The organism is Candidatus Thermoplasmatota archaeon (assembly GCA_035541015.1).
Lineage (GTDB): Archaea > Thermoplasmatota > SW-10-69-26 > JACQPN01 > JAIVGT01 > DATLFM01.
Map to the genome: position 1 here is coordinate 1 of DATLFM010000088.1, position 12,224 is coordinate 12,224.

At 68.6% G+C, this 12,224-nt stretch carries 13 protein-coding genes; 7 read left to right on the forward strand and 6 right to left on the reverse strand.

Going from position 1 to position 12,224, the window contains the following annotated elements; all coding sequences use genetic code 11:
- The 4 genes from VM681_07790 to VM681_07805 form a co-directional block, all read right to left on the reverse strand.
- Positions 1-945 (reverse strand): Xaa-Pro peptidase family protein (locus VM681_07790; protein HVL87884.1); only part of this gene is annotated, 945 nt, incomplete at its 3' end.
- A gap of 459 nt (positions 946-1,404) precedes the next feature.
- Positions 1,405-2,091, reverse strand: coding sequence for a hypothetical protein (locus tag VM681_07795; protein HVL87885.1), 687 nt, complete (start codon positions 2,089-2,091; stop codon positions 1,405-1,407).
- 75 nt (positions 2,092-2,166) lie between these two features.
- Complete coding sequence (gene ilvE / locus VM681_07800; protein ID HVL87886.1) at positions 2,167-3,114, reverse strand: branched-chain-amino-acid transaminase; 948 nt, start codon at positions 3,112-3,114, stop codon at positions 2,167-2,169.
- Positions 3,115-3,252: 138 nt separating this feature from the next.
- Complete coding sequence (locus tag VM681_07805; GenBank protein HVL87887.1) at positions 3,253-5,187, reverse strand: threonine--tRNA ligase; 1,935 nt, start codon at positions 5,185-5,187, stop codon at positions 3,253-3,255.
- Between the two features lie 280 nt (positions 5,188-5,467).
- Here VM681_07805 and VM681_07810 point away from each other — a divergent pair, with 280 nt between their 5' ends.
- The 4 genes from VM681_07810 (at position 5,468) to VM681_07825 (ending at position 7,884) form a co-directional block, all read left to right on the forward strand.
- Positions 5,468-5,779: a hypothetical protein gene (locus VM681_07810; protein HVL87888.1), complete on the forward strand. Its 312-nt coding sequence runs from the start codon at positions 5,468-5,470 to the stop codon at positions 5,777-5,779.
- A 53-nt stretch (positions 5,780-5,832) separates the two neighbouring features.
- Complete coding sequence (locus VM681_07815) at positions 5,833-6,357, forward strand: zinc ribbon domain-containing protein (protein HVL87889.1); 525 nt, start codon at positions 5,833-5,835, stop codon at positions 6,355-6,357.
- On the forward strand, positions 6,358-7,320 hold the full coding sequence (locus VM681_07820; GenBank protein ID HVL87890.1) for a zinc ribbon domain-containing protein: 963 nt from the start codon (positions 6,358-6,360) through the stop codon (positions 7,318-7,320).
- Between the two features lie 120 nt (positions 7,321-7,440).
- Positions 7,441-7,884, forward strand: coding sequence for a hypothetical protein (locus VM681_07825; GenBank protein ID HVL87891.1), 444 nt, complete (start codon positions 7,441-7,443; stop codon positions 7,882-7,884).
- On the opposite strand, the gene VM681_07830 is transcribed toward VM681_07825, so the two are convergent.
- Positions 7,885-8,934: a UbiA family prenyltransferase gene (locus VM681_07830; protein HVL87892.1), complete on the reverse strand. Its 1,050-nt coding sequence runs from the start codon at positions 8,932-8,934 to the stop codon at positions 7,885-7,887.
- A gap of 57 nt (positions 8,935-8,991) precedes the next feature.
- Here VM681_07830 and VM681_07835 point away from each other — a divergent pair, with 57 nt between their 5' ends.
- Positions 8,992-9,636 (forward strand): hypothetical protein, encoded by a 645-nt coding sequence (locus tag VM681_07835; protein HVL87893.1) that lies wholly within the window; start codon positions 8,992-8,994, stop codon positions 9,634-9,636.
- 17 nt (positions 9,637-9,653) lie between these two features.
- Here VM681_07835 and VM681_07840 read toward each other — a convergent pair whose 3' ends face one another.
- Positions 9,654-9,890: an Lrp/AsnC ligand binding domain-containing protein gene (locus VM681_07840; GenBank protein HVL87894.1), complete on the reverse strand. Its 237-nt coding sequence runs from the start codon at positions 9,888-9,890 to the stop codon at positions 9,654-9,656.
- Between the two features lie 145 nt (positions 9,891-10,035).
- On the opposite strand from VM681_07840, the gene VM681_07845 reads away from it, so the two are divergent.
- Complete coding sequence (locus VM681_07845; GenBank protein ID HVL87895.1) at positions 10,036-10,512, forward strand: Lrp/AsnC family transcriptional regulator; 477 nt, start codon at positions 10,036-10,038, stop codon at positions 10,510-10,512.
- Between the two features lie 176 nt (positions 10,513-10,688).
- Entirely contained in the window at positions 10,689-12,209 is a 1,521-nt protein-coding gene (locus VM681_07850) for a helix-turn-helix domain-containing protein (GenBank protein HVL87896.1), read from the forward strand.
- The last annotated feature ends 15 nt before the right edge of the window (positions 12,210-12,224 follow it).

Consider the following 12,224-nt stretch of genomic DNA (forward strand, 5'->3'; position numbering starts at 1 on the left):
GTCGCTTTGCGCGGCGATGCGGCCGCCGTCGTGGACGGCCAAGCCGACGCTGTGGCCGGTGGAGTGGATGAACCGGCCTTTGTACTTCGTCTTGTCGATGACGGCCGCGACGTCGTTGTGCACGTTGGCGGCTTTCGCGCCGTGGTGGATGGCGTCGAAGCCGACCTGCTGGGCCTCGCGCACGATGTCGTACACCTCGCGCTGCTCGCGCGTGGCCTTGCCAAAGACGAAGGTGCGCGTGATGTCGGAGGCGTACATCTTGTACCAGGCGCCAAAGTCGAACAGCGCGTAGTCGCCCTTGCGAAGTTTGCGGTCGGTTGGGAACGCGTGGGGCTCGGCGGCGTTCTCGCCAAAGCTCGTGATCGTGCTGAAGCTTGGGCCCGAGGCGCCGCGGCGCTGCATGCGGTCGTTGAGCTCGGCCGCGTGCTCGCGCTCCGTCTTGCCGGCCGCAAGGAAGTCGGGGATCTCGAGCGCGACCTTGCTTGCGATGTCGGCGGCCTTCTTGATGCGGTCGATCTCGATCTCGTCCTTGAACAGGCGCGCGCGCAGCATGGGCTCGGAGACGTCCACGAGCTTGGCGCCCTTGGGGAGGCTTCGCTTCAGGCTTTCCCACGCGACGTAGGTGATCTCGCGGCCGTGGAAGCCCACGCGCTTGGCGCCGCCGAGGGCCTTGCGGACGATGTCCTCGCGCTCCTTGCGGGAGGCGTACACGGAGATCGTCGCGTCCTTGGCGCGCCGGGCGCTTTGTTCCTCGAGCGAGTTCGTGGCGACGTGCACCTTGCCGTTGGGCAGCGCCACGCACGCGTTTCCTTCGAAGATGCCTCCCTCGACGAGGTCGGTGAGATAATAGAAGGAGAGGTCCACGTGCGGCGACTCGCTGTTGACGAGGGCGACGGCGTCGACGTCGGGGGCCTGCTTGAAGAAGTTCTTCACGCGCGAGCGCATGAGCGGGGGAAACGCCCGCGCGGGTATTTGAAATGGGGGTGCGATGATCATTCATCGCAGCCGTGGAAGGGTGGCGGCCGACCGCGGCCGCCGGGGGAAGGAGGTCAGAGGGAGGCGGTCCGGGGGAAGACCGCCGAGGGGGATGCGTTCTTGATCGTGTTCACGCCACGACGAGGCCCAGCAGGAGGACCGCAGCGGAGAACGTGCAGACGTACGAGGCGACCCAGCAGAGGTAATCGCCAAGACCGCCATCGCGGGCGCCCATCGGGTTAGCGTCCATGCAACCCTCTCTGGCGGGAGGGACGGATGTCGGTGCCGTGCTGGCTCTAGCAACTTGTAATTACCGGCCGGTCAAATAGGCCGCCCCGCGCCTTGATCGGTCGGAACCAAGACCGCGGGCATGGGCCGGATTCGGCGGCCGATTTCGAGCGGCCCGGACCGGAAACGAGCTTTCCCCAGCTACACCGTGGGCCGCCGGTCGCGCCGGGCGACGGGAGCGCGACGCTCCGCGGCCGGCGCCGGAACGCCGGCGGGGCGCGCAAGCAGCGCCGCCGAGAGCCCCCCGGCAAACGCCGCCGGAAAGGCAAGAAGCACGAGCGCGCCTAAGCTTGCAAGCAAGGCTCGCGCGCTCGCGACGATCTCCTGCGAGGCGGCTTCCGGGTTTGCGGCGGCAAAGGCGGCGGCAAGGAGGCCCGTGAACAGGAACGCAAGCACGATCTGGCCGAGGCCCCCGCCGAGGAAGCCCGCGACAAAGGCGCTTCCGGGGTAGGGCTCCAGCACGCGCGCCGCGTGCACGCCGCACGCGACGGCGATCACCACGCCTGCCACAAGGAGGCTCCACACGAGCGCCCCCGTGACGGGCGTCACCGGCACCGAGCCGGGCTCCGCGGGCGTGGCGGTCCAGGCGAAGGCGAGGGCGGCCAGGGCCAACGCCAGGCCCGTGGCCGCATGGACACCGACGATGCGAAGCGTCGTCCCGCCGACCGTGGGCGCCGCGGGCCGTCCCCACGGCGCTTCGACGGAATCTGGCTCCTCGACGAACTCCGTCTCGGGCGCGTACCATCGTCGCTCGAGGCCGGCGGGCGCGGGCTCGGGCGGCGTCTCGTCCGCGCTTGACAGGGGATCGTCCTTGGCGTCGATGGGCATGCTGCTGTTCGCTCGCATGCGCGCGTCTATCAAGCTCTTGGGACAAGCGGTCGCGCCGCGCACACCGAGGACGTCCTAGGCCAGGACGCGCTCCCTCTCTTCGGCGTCGATGGGCGTGCCCGTCTGGTTGCACAGCGTGCGGAACGCGGCCGTGAGGTGCTTTGTGACCGGCCCGGGCTTTCCGTCGCCGATCTTGCGGCCGTCCACGACGACCACGGGCGCAAGCTCCGCGGCCGTGCCCGTGATGAAGACCTCGTCTGCGCTGTACACGTCAAAGAGCGTGATCGTCTCCTCGCGGACCTCGTAGCCCTCGGCGCGGGCCACCTCGATTGCGGTCTGGCGCGTGATGCCCTTCAGCGTGTTGTGCGGAGGCGGCGTGAGCACGACGCCTTTTCGGATGAGGAAGATGTTGTCCGCGGTGGCCTCCGAGACAAAGCCGTGCGTGTCGAGCATGATGCCCTCGTCGGCGCCGCGCGTGTTCGCCTCGATGCGTCCGAGGATGTTGTTGAGGTAGTTGAGGCTCTTGATGTTGGGCGACACGCACTCGGGGGGCGTGCGGCGCGTGCTCACCGTGACGAGCGTGAGGCCCTTCTCGTACCGCTCCTTCGGGTACAGCGAGATGAGGGGCTTCGTGATGACGACGACGGTGGCCTTCTTGCACTTGCGGGGGTCAAGGCCAAGGTCGCCGACGCCGCGCGCCACGACGGGCCGGATGTACGCGTCGCGCAGGTTGTTGCGCCGCAGCGTCTCGAGGATGATCTCGGCGAACTGGGCCTTCGTGTGGGGGATCTCGAGCGCGATGGCTTTGGCCGAGTCGTACATGCGGTCGAGGTGCTCGTCGAGCCGGAAGACGCGCCCGTTGTAGGCGCGGATGCCCTCGAAGACACCGTCCCCGTACAGGAAGCCGTGGTCGAAGACCGAGATGGCCGCCCGGGCCTCGGGGACCCACGCGCCGTCGATGTAGATCACGAGTCCGTCGGGCTTGGCGCCGTCCTCCGAGCCGGGTCCCATCGCCGTGGCCATGAAGGCTCCTCGTTTTTCGGAAGGCTTCATGCGTCATAATGGTTCGCGCGTTCGCGTCCGTCGTTCGAACGATTTCCGGTTTTGGAATTGGACGATCGCGCGCCTCGCGCCGGTCCTCGGCTTCGTTTGGCGCCCTCGTCAGCCCCGGAACGCCGGCCGCAGGGACAATCGCCGCGGAAGCGGCAGGGCGGCCTGCGGACGGTCGCCCCGCTCGGCGACGACGTACCGCGCCAGCTCCTCGAACGTGAGATCCCTTGTCGTGCCGTCGCGCAGGCGCGCGGGGAGCTTGCCCGAGGCGGCCTCCTTCTCGCCGTACACGATCGTGAGGGGCACCCATTCCTTCTCCGCGTCGCGGATCTTGCGTCCGATGCCCTCGTCCCGGTCGTCCACGTCCGCGCGGCAGGGCAGCGACTCGGCGAGCTTCTCGCAGGCGGTCACGAATTCGTCCCGGACGGGAAGGAGGCGGACCTGCGTGGGGGCAAGCCAGAAGGGGTACGCCGGTTTCTGGCCCGCGGCGATCTTGCGCGCCTCGTTTTCGAGGAAGGCGTACACGTTGCGGTCCACGCTCCCGCTGATGGACGTGTGCAGGAGGAGCGGGTGCCGCTTCTGGCCCGAAGCGTCGGCGAAGGCGATGCCGAAGCGCTCGCCGTTCTCGACGTCGATCTGGACGGTGGAGAGCGCGCTTGCCTTGTCGCTCGTGTCCACGACGTTGAACTCGAACTTCGTGACGAAATAGAAGAACCGCTCGTCCCACATCTCGACGAGGACGGGGCGGCCCAGGAGGCGGGGCAGGGTGGCGGCGAAGTCCTTGTTCTCCTCGTAGAAGCTGCGGACGAAGCGCACGGCGGCCTCGTAGGGTACGCCGAGGTCGTCCATCCAGCGCATGGAGAGGCGGAACTGGCCCTCGAACTCCTCCTTGGCCTGCGCCACGTCGGCGACCATCGTGTGCATGTCGGGCATCGTGAAGGCCCGGAGGCGCTTCAGGCCCGCCACCTCCCCGCTCTGCTCGCGCCGGAACGAGTAGTGCGTGAGCTCGTAGAGCCGCAGGGGCAGGTGCTTGTAGCTGATCGTCATGTCGTGGCCGATGAGGTACTGGCCAAAGCACGCGGCGAAGCGGAGGAAAAACTCCTTGTCCTCGCTCTGGACCGTGTACTGCCGCGCGGGGAAACGCTGCAGGTACTTCGAGAGCGCCGGGTGCTGGTAGTCGTACATGATGGGCGTCTCGACGCGCATGGCGCCGGCGCGTGCGACGAGGTTCGAGACGTGCTCCTCGAGGAGGCGCTTCACGAGCTGCCCCTTGGGGTACCAGCGGAAGTTGCCCGAGTCGGAGCCGGGCTCGTAGTCGACGAGCTCCTGCTCGCGCATGAGCTTCACGTGGGGCGGCTCGCCCGCCGTCGCGCGCACCTTGGCGCTTTCGTAGCGGTAGAGCTTCTCGAGCGTCCGGTGCGAGGAGAAGTCGAACGACGCGGCCGGAACGAGCTCGCCTGCGGGCGTGAGGACGTACCAGGTGGACTGGAGGGTCTTCTCCCTTTTCACGGCCTCCGAGTCCGCCGACGACGATGTGCGGCTGCCAAGCGCGCCCTCCGGAGCCCCCTTTCGGTGCACATCGACTGGCGTCCCGGCCTTGCCGGGCGCGGCCGACGCGTCGAGCCGGATCGTCCGCGCAAGCTCCGCAAGCGGGTGGCCCTTGGCTTTCAGCGAGAAGGACTTGTAGTACCCGAAGGGAACGGCGAGCAGGGCAAACGAGCCGTCCGCCCGCACCGTCTGCACGAGGGTCTCGCCCACGCGCATGGCGTCCTGGGGCTTGGCAAGCGTCGAGGAGAGGTGCGCGTACGGGTAGAGCGCGACGTTTGCGACCTTCACCTGGCCGGCCACGTCCTTGATGTTCTGGAGCGCGAGCTTGCAGAGGCCTTCCGCATCGGCCTCGTCGCCCGCCTCCACCGAGTAGTAGACGACAAGCGCCTCGGTCATGGCGCCGCGGCGGCGGTCCTCGGGAAGCTCGGGAACGCCCTTCAACGCGGGCTTCTTGGCCTCGTACTCGACCGAGTCGGCGTGGATGAAGAGCAGGCGCATGGCGTCGGGCCGACAGCGACGGCGGCAGGATAAAAACGTTGGCCCGCGGGGAAGGAGAAGAAGGGGAGGGGGGCCGATGCACGGACTGGTAGTATCGTCGGAGGCGGCCCAGAGCCTCCGTCCCATCCGTCCCGCGAGGGACGCGCGTCCCCCGTCCCGGGCCTGGAACAGGTTTGCGCGCTTTAAATGTTTCGTAAAATCACGAAACTACGACGTCACGAAATCGTGCGATTATGATATTACGAAATCAATAAATCCTGGGCGGGCGTTGGGCGGCCGGATGCCCGCCCGCGAGCTTACGCTGACCCGCGACGCCCCGGAGATGGAGGCGATCGTCCGCGTGCTTTCGGCAAGCGTGAACGTTCGCATCCTCGCGGCTCTCATGGAGGAGCGCAAGCGGGGCGAGGGGTGGCTGTTCCTCTCCGAGATCGCCGAGCGCATCGACGAGAAGCCGGGAACGGTGGGCCTTGCGATCCAGAAGCTCCTTCCGCTTCTCGAGGAGAGGCGGGAGAAGGGCCGCCGGTACTTCCGCTCGCAGCACCGCGAGCTCTCCCTCGTCCTCGAGGCTCCCCGCCGGCTGCGCGACGGATAGGGGCGCGCGGATAGCCTTATCTCCGGCGGCCCGCATTCGGTCGCCCGGCCCCCATGCAGTTCACCACCCGGGAGGAGCTTGGCCGCTGGTTCGTGGACGCGGCAACGCGGGTCCAGCAGGGCGACTTTGGCATGGCAGCCGGCGTCGCCGGCATGATCTTCCTGTTCTTCTTCGTCATGCTTGCCGTCCAGATCGTGCTGGCGATCTGGGTCTATACGGACGCCCAAAAACGCGGCGACAACGCCGTGCTGTGGCTCCTCATCGTCCTTCTCACGGGCCTCATCGGCGTCGTCATCTGGCTCGTGGTGCGCCCGCCCGAGCGCGGACCCTACGGCGTTCCGGGCGCGCCGCCGCCGTACGGGTACGCGTCGCCGCCGCCGGGCTACGCCCCGCCCTACGGGGCGCCGCCGCCCCCTTACGCCCCGAGCCCGCCGCCTCGTCCGGTCGACTCCACGTATCCGGGAGCGCCTTCCGGCTCCGGCTACGGGGCGCCCAACGTTTTCTGCCCGACGTGCAACGCGCCCAACGCGGCCTCGAACCGCTTCTGCGCGGCCTGCGGGCGCCAATTGGTGGCGTAGATGGGCCGGATGGACCTGGGCCAGGTGCTTTCGGGCGCCTTCCGCATCGTGTTCGACAACCTCGGGCTGTACGTCTCGACGATGGGCGTCTTCATCGTGCTCGAGGGGCTCGTTGGCGCGCTCGTTCTCGTCGCCTTCCTGTCGGACCTTCCCGATCCGGAGGCCTCGCCCGCGCTTTTCCTTGCGAACCTCGCCGCGCCCACGGCGCTTGCGGGCGTGGCGGGCTTCGTGTTCACGCTCTTTGCGGTGTACTTTGGCATCGTCGTCACCGACGGCCTGTTGCGCGGCGAGCGCCGGGGCCTCTCGCAGGCGTGGGCGATGGGGCAAGGACGGTTTGGCCACTTCGCGGTCACGTTGCTTGTCACCATGCTTGTGCCCATGCTCCTTATCGTGGGCGGCCTTGCGCCGCTGTTCTTGACGCTTGTCGCGGGTGCCGCGTCGCCGGAGGCGTTCGTCGCCGTGGCGCCGCTTGTCTTCCTGAGCCTCCTTGGCGCCATCGTGCTCGCCGTTTGGCTGTACCTGCGGTGGTACGTCGCGCCCGTGGCGGCCGCGCTCGAGGCGCCCGGCGCGGTGGGCGACCGCCTGTCGCGCAGCCGAGCCCTCACGCAGGGAAGCCGCCTGTCCATCCTGGGGCTCCTTGTGATCCTGGCGATTGTGGGGGCCATCCTTTCGGCCATCGCGACGGCGCCCCTCTCGCTCGCCTTGGGCGGAGAGTCGATCCTCGTCCAGGCCCTGGCGCAGCAGGCCGGCGGCGTCCTCGTCTCGTTGGTCATGACGCCGGTGGGTGTTGCGGCGGCCGTCTTGGTATACGCCTCGCTTGCCGCGCCTGCGCCGGCTCCCTTCGTGCCGGTTCCGTGGCCGGCTCCACCGCCTTCTGCGGCTCGTTTCTGTCCCGCTTGCGGCGCCTACCTTGCCGAGGGAGCGGCGTTTTGCGGCGCGTGCGGTCGATCGGTCGGCCCCTGAGCTGCCGCGGGCGACGACGACTGTCCCGGGCGTTCGTCGGCGGAACGACTGAAAACGTGCCGCTTTTCCGGCGCAAAAGCAAAAACGGCTTATAGCGTGGAATGCAGAACGAAGGGCTGGATGCGGAAGTGGGGTAAGCGGATCGACGGGTTCGACGAGGCGCCCTTCCCGATCCGCGCGTTTCGGGACTTCTACGTGACACCGGTCGGAGGCTTCTCGCGCGAGCTTGCGCCGGGGGAGATCGGCATCCGCGAAGAGGCCCTCTCGCAGAACACGGATCTCACGCCGTACGAGGACCTCGTCACCGTCTCGAAGGTGGACGGCGCGCACCGAATCCCGCTCTTGCTGCGCGCGCTCTTCTGCGTCGTCCCACTCACGGCGCGCACGCCCGACGCGCTCCGAAAGTCGCCCCGCGGCGAGGCCGTCATGGGGCCCATCGACGAGACGTCCGACCCGCAGCGGCAGGCGCTTGCGATCGAGGAGGGCGACCGCATCGTGCTCAACAGCGTGCAATCCTCCTTTGGCGCCACGCGCTCGCGCCTGTGGGGCGGCGTGACGCCGTAGTCAAAGCAACAGCGCGCCCGTGTAGTGCGCGATGAAGATCGCCTGGCCAAGGCCAAAGGGGATTCCGGCGGCCGCGATGGCCACAAACGCGCGCCGGGTCGGCAGGCGGCCGTTCCACGGATAGAAGCCGACGGCGTAGGCGACGGTCTCCAGGACCACAAGCGGCCAGGTCACTTCGAACACCCGCCACGTCACGACGTAGTCGAACCAGGCCGTGAGCGCGTAGAGCGCGTTTGCGGCAAGCACGAAGGCCAAGCCCAACCACCACGCGCGCACGATCCCCAAGCGCACGGCGATCGTGTCGAAGCCGTACTCGCGGTCGAAGGGCTCGTCCACCATCGTCGTCGGCACGTAGGCGCTTGCCAGGAGGAGGATCGGCTGCAGGAGGTAGGGGAAGGGGAACGCTTCCAGGGGCGCGGCAAGGCTCCAGCCTGCAAGCGTGCAAAGGACGCCGATTCCAAAGACGTTCACGAGAAGGTCGAATCCGGCGCGGCCCTTCAGGCGGAGCGGCGGCGACGAGTACGCCCACGAAAGCGCCAGGCAAGCGGCCATGAGGGCCAGGAAGACGGGGGAGATGAGAGCCGCGAGCGCAAGGCCGGCGATTGCAAGCGCGACCGAAAGCCGCATCGCCGTGCGCGGCGACAGGAGGGCGCGCACGAGCGGCGTCTCGCTGCGCCGAGGGTTCGAGACGTCGGCGGCAAGGTCGCAGACGTCGTTGAAGAGGAGCGTGGATCCCCAGATGAGCGGACCCATGCACAGGATGGCAAAGACAAAGGCGTACTGCCCTGCGAACCAGCGTCCCGTCGCGGCGGCCACGACGCCAAGGTCGACGCCGGTCGTGAGCGCCTGCGTCCACACGGCCTGCCACAGCGCGACGTCGGGAAACGGCTGTCGCGCGGCGATCACGTAGCCCATGTACATCGGGAAGATGCACACGAGCCAGAATTCGGGACGCAGGGAGCGCCAGACGACAAGCGCGGTGCGCGCAAGCGACGTACTCTCGTGCGCGTTGCCCCGGGCCTCGCGGAGGGTCATCGCGCGCGCGTCCACGCGCCGACACCGACCGAACGTTTTATAACTCCGTCGGCAAGTGCACGCACGATCGGCATGCGTTCGATCGCTCTTTGGATCGTCGCGCTACTGGCGCTCTCCTTGCTTCCGCCGCTTGCCATGGGCCAGGGGCAGCCGGTCGCTTCCGTTCACATCGTCGCGCTTCCGCCGGGGCCGCACACGATCGCGCAGGGCGGCACGCACGAGCAGCGCTTCCAGGTGAACCTGCGGTTCAACAACGTGGAGTGCGTTCAGTCGACGAGCGTGCAGGTGCTGCTCGAGGCCACAAGCCCAGGCGGACTGTCCGTGAACATCACAAGCCTGATCGAGTTCCCCGTCCCGGCGGGGGTCTACAGCAGCACGCTGCCGACGGGCGCGTACAACCGCACCGAGGATGCGACGCTGCGGGTGGACGTTCCCGAGGACGCGGTTCCCGGCCTTACGACCGTGAACGTGCGCGCCTTCACGGAGGTTGGCTCCCAAAGCCCCTGCCCGCCCGATGGCATCCCGGCCGCCGCGCCCGACGCCAAGGCCCACACGGTGAACGTGGCCGGCGAGCCGCCCGTCAACGACGGGAACGGCAACGGAAACGACACGAACGGGAACGGCACCGCTCCGCCGCCTCCCCCGCGGACCCCAGGATTCGCGCCGCTGGCGGCGCTTGGGGTCCTTGCGGCGATCGCCCTGCGCCGTCGGCGCTAGGCGACCCGGCTGCGGTTCTAGCCTTGGAACTGCGTGCCGATGAAGGTCTTCGTGTCGACGACGCCGTTGATGGCCCGGACCTTGCCGACGACGATCTCGGTCACGTCGTCCGCGTCGGTCGCCTCGATCTTGAGGATGACGTCGTATTCGCCAAAGAGCCCGTACTTCTCCTTGATCTGAGGGATCTTCTCGAGCTGCTGGTAGACGTCGTGCTCCTTGCCCGGAGCCGTCCGGATGAGGACGTAGCCGATCATGGCGACCAAGGAGGCGATGCAAGGTGGGAGGCTTAAGCCTATCCGGGCGATCGGATCGCCCATGCGACGGTCACACGACCGCCATTTTGGAAGCCCGTCGCGCAAAGGATCGAAATCTTTATGAAACGCCGGTCGATCGAAACCCATGACCGACGCGCGCACGGCCCGTCCCGTGGTCGAGCTTGACGACCTCGACACGAAGATCATCCGCTCGCTCAACAAGAACGCGCGCAAGAGCTTCCGCGACATCGCGCGGGAGCTCGAGGTTTCCCTCTCCACGGTATCGAACCGCATCCGCAGGCTCGAAGGCGAGGGCGTGATCAAGGGCTACGTCCCCGTCGTGGACGGCTCGCGCATCGGCTACGACCTCGTCGTGATCGTGGGTGTGCGCATCGCCCACGGCAAGCTCATGGACGTGCAGCAGCGCATCGCGCGCAACCCGCACGTCTTTGGCGTTTACGACGTGACGGGCGAGTGGGACAGCATGGTGATCGCGCGCTTCCGCGATCGCGACGAGCTGAACGAGTTCATCAAGGACATGCTCGCCATGGAGCACGTGGAGCGCAGCAACACGCAGCTTGTGCTCAACACCGTCAAGGAAGAGCGGCGGGTCGTGCTGTAGGCCAAGCTTGATCCTGCCTTGGTCGCAAGGCCGTCGCGGAAGCCGCGGAGCGCGCGGCGGTGCGCCCGCGGCCGAAGGCCAAGCGTGGCGCAGAGCTCGTGATGAAGACGTGTGCTAGGCAAATGTTCAAAGATTAGAGAAGAACCTTGATCAGGGGCGTTGTCTACCGAACGCCCATGCGCATGGGTTGCCGCGTGCGCGCAGCGCCGCTTCTTGGTCTTGTTCTGGCCGTCACGGTCCTTGGCGCCTCCGCGTCGGCGGGCGAGGTCGTCGTGACCGTGAGCGGATCGGGCGCCCGCGCGGAGGTGGATTCCGAGGCCGGAGGCCGCGTGCAGTCCCACACGCCCGCGCCCGCGGCGCCCGCACCGCCTTCCACGCCGTCCCCGTCGCTCGCTCCGCGGCAGGCCCTCGACCGCCTTCCGCCCCCTTCGACGCCCGCGCTTCCCGTTGGCGGCGTCGTGGCGCGCGTCCTCTTGGACGTTTCGGAGACCCTCCAGCAGTCGTCGTCGACGCTTCGGTGGTTCGTTTCCGGTTTCCCCGAAATCGGCCGGACGGTCGATCCGGCCGACCGCACGAATCCGGAACCCCCCGCCACGGGGCCCCGTCAGCTCGATCGGGTGTGGGGGCTTTGGCCCGGGGACGTCGAGGATCCCGAGGCCGGGCTTTTCGATGGCACGTTGCTGGGCGGCGCATGGGAGGGCTTGGCGCCCGACCGGGTCTGCGACGTCTTCGACATCGTCGTCCAGGAGCTTCGATCCGTCCTGGGCGGTGCGGCGGACGCCTGGCGGGACGTGTCCGTGGAATCCCTGGACGGGCGCCCGCTTCTGCTCGAAAGCACGAGCGTCCACGCGGGAATCCCGGCGGATGCTCCCACCGGACTTGCGGTCGAGGAGCTCCGTTTCGGCCAACGTTTCGAAGTGCCCGACGCGCGGCTTCCGCCGCCGGCGGAGAGTGGACTTTCCCCCGCCGCGCGCGCGCAAGCCGGCGGCCCGCTCGCGTCGCCTTTCGGCGACGGTTCCGCCTCCCGCGTTGCCACGGCCGCTGGCGTCGCCGCCCGATCCGTCGAGCGCCTGCCCGATCTCTGGCCGGCGCCCGCTCCCGCGACGCCCGCGTTCCACGCGCGCGCGAGGGAGGAAACGCCGGCTTTGTCCGTGCTGGAGCGGCCCGCGGTGGCCGCCACCGTGCTCCTCTTGGGCCTTGCGCTTCTTGGCGCAGTCCTCTACCACCGCATCCGGGCGCACCAGGCGCTCGAGCACCCGGTCCGCCGCCGCATCTTCGAGACGATCCGGGCGCGCAAGGGCGCCTCCCCCTCGGTCCTCGCTGCCGAGCTTGGCCTCCACTGGACGGCCGTGGGCTACCATCTGCGTGTGCTCGAGCGAAGCGGCATGGCGCGCTCCGTGCGTCGCGGGCGCGCCGTCGTGTTCGTGGCGGCCGGGGAGGTCGCCCACGTCGGGCAGGCCGCCGTCTCTGCGAGCAGCCGCGAGGTTCTTTGCGCCGTCGCCGCCGATCCGGGCCGGCGCCTGGCCGAGTACGCGCGGGCGCTTGGCGTGCCGCTGCCACTTCTGCACTACCACGTGCGGCGCCTCGTCGAGGCGGGCGATCTCGTCCACGTGGCGGGGCCGGGCCGCCGCAAGCGGTACGCGCCCGCGCCGGAAACGGCCGTTCCGGCGCTCCGCGGCAACGACCGGGTCGTCTGAACGTCCGCGGTCCCC

Bases quoted from the DNA above. Each gene is read 5' to 3' on its own strand.
- VM681_07805 (HVL87887.1), bottom strand. From the start codon at position 5,187: ATGCGCCTGCTCTTCATCCACGCCGACTCGGTCGAGTACGAGGCCAAG.
- VM681_07820 (HVL87890.1), top strand. From the start codon at position 6,358: ATGGGCCGGATGGACCTGGGCCAGGTGCTTTCGGGCGCCTTCCGCATC.
- VM681_07810 (HVL87888.1), top strand. From the start codon at position 5,468: ATGCCCGCCCGCGAGCTTACGCTGACCCGCGACGCCCCGGAGATGGAG.
- VM681_07840 (HVL87894.1), bottom strand. From the start codon at position 9,890: ATGATCGGCTACGTCCTCATCCGGACGGCTCCGGGCAAGGAGCACGAC.
- VM681_07845 (HVL87895.1), top strand. From the start codon at position 10,036: ATGACCGACGCGCGCACGGCCCGTCCCGTGGTCGAGCTTGACGACCTC.
- VM681_07815 (HVL87889.1), top strand. From the start codon at position 5,833: ATGCAGTTCACCACCCGGGAGGAGCTTGGCCGCTGGTTCGTGGACGCG.
- VM681_07795 (HVL87885.1), bottom strand. From the start codon at position 2,091: ATGCCCATCGACGCCAAGGACGATCCCCTGTCAAGCGCGGACGAGACG.
- VM681_07850 (HVL87896.1), top strand. From the start codon at position 10,689: ATGCGCATGGGTTGCCGCGTGCGCGCAGCGCCGCTTCTTGGTCTTGTT.
- VM681_07825 (HVL87891.1), top strand. From the start codon at position 7,441: ATGCGGAAGTGGGGTAAGCGGATCGACGGGTTCGACGAGGCGCCCTTC.
- ilvE (HVL87886.1), bottom strand. From the start codon at position 3,114: ATGGCCACGGCGATGGGACCCGGCTCGGAGGACGGCGCCAAGCCCGAC.
- VM681_07835 (HVL87893.1), top strand. From the start codon at position 8,992: ATGCGTTCGATCGCTCTTTGGATCGTCGCGCTACTGGCGCTCTCCTTG.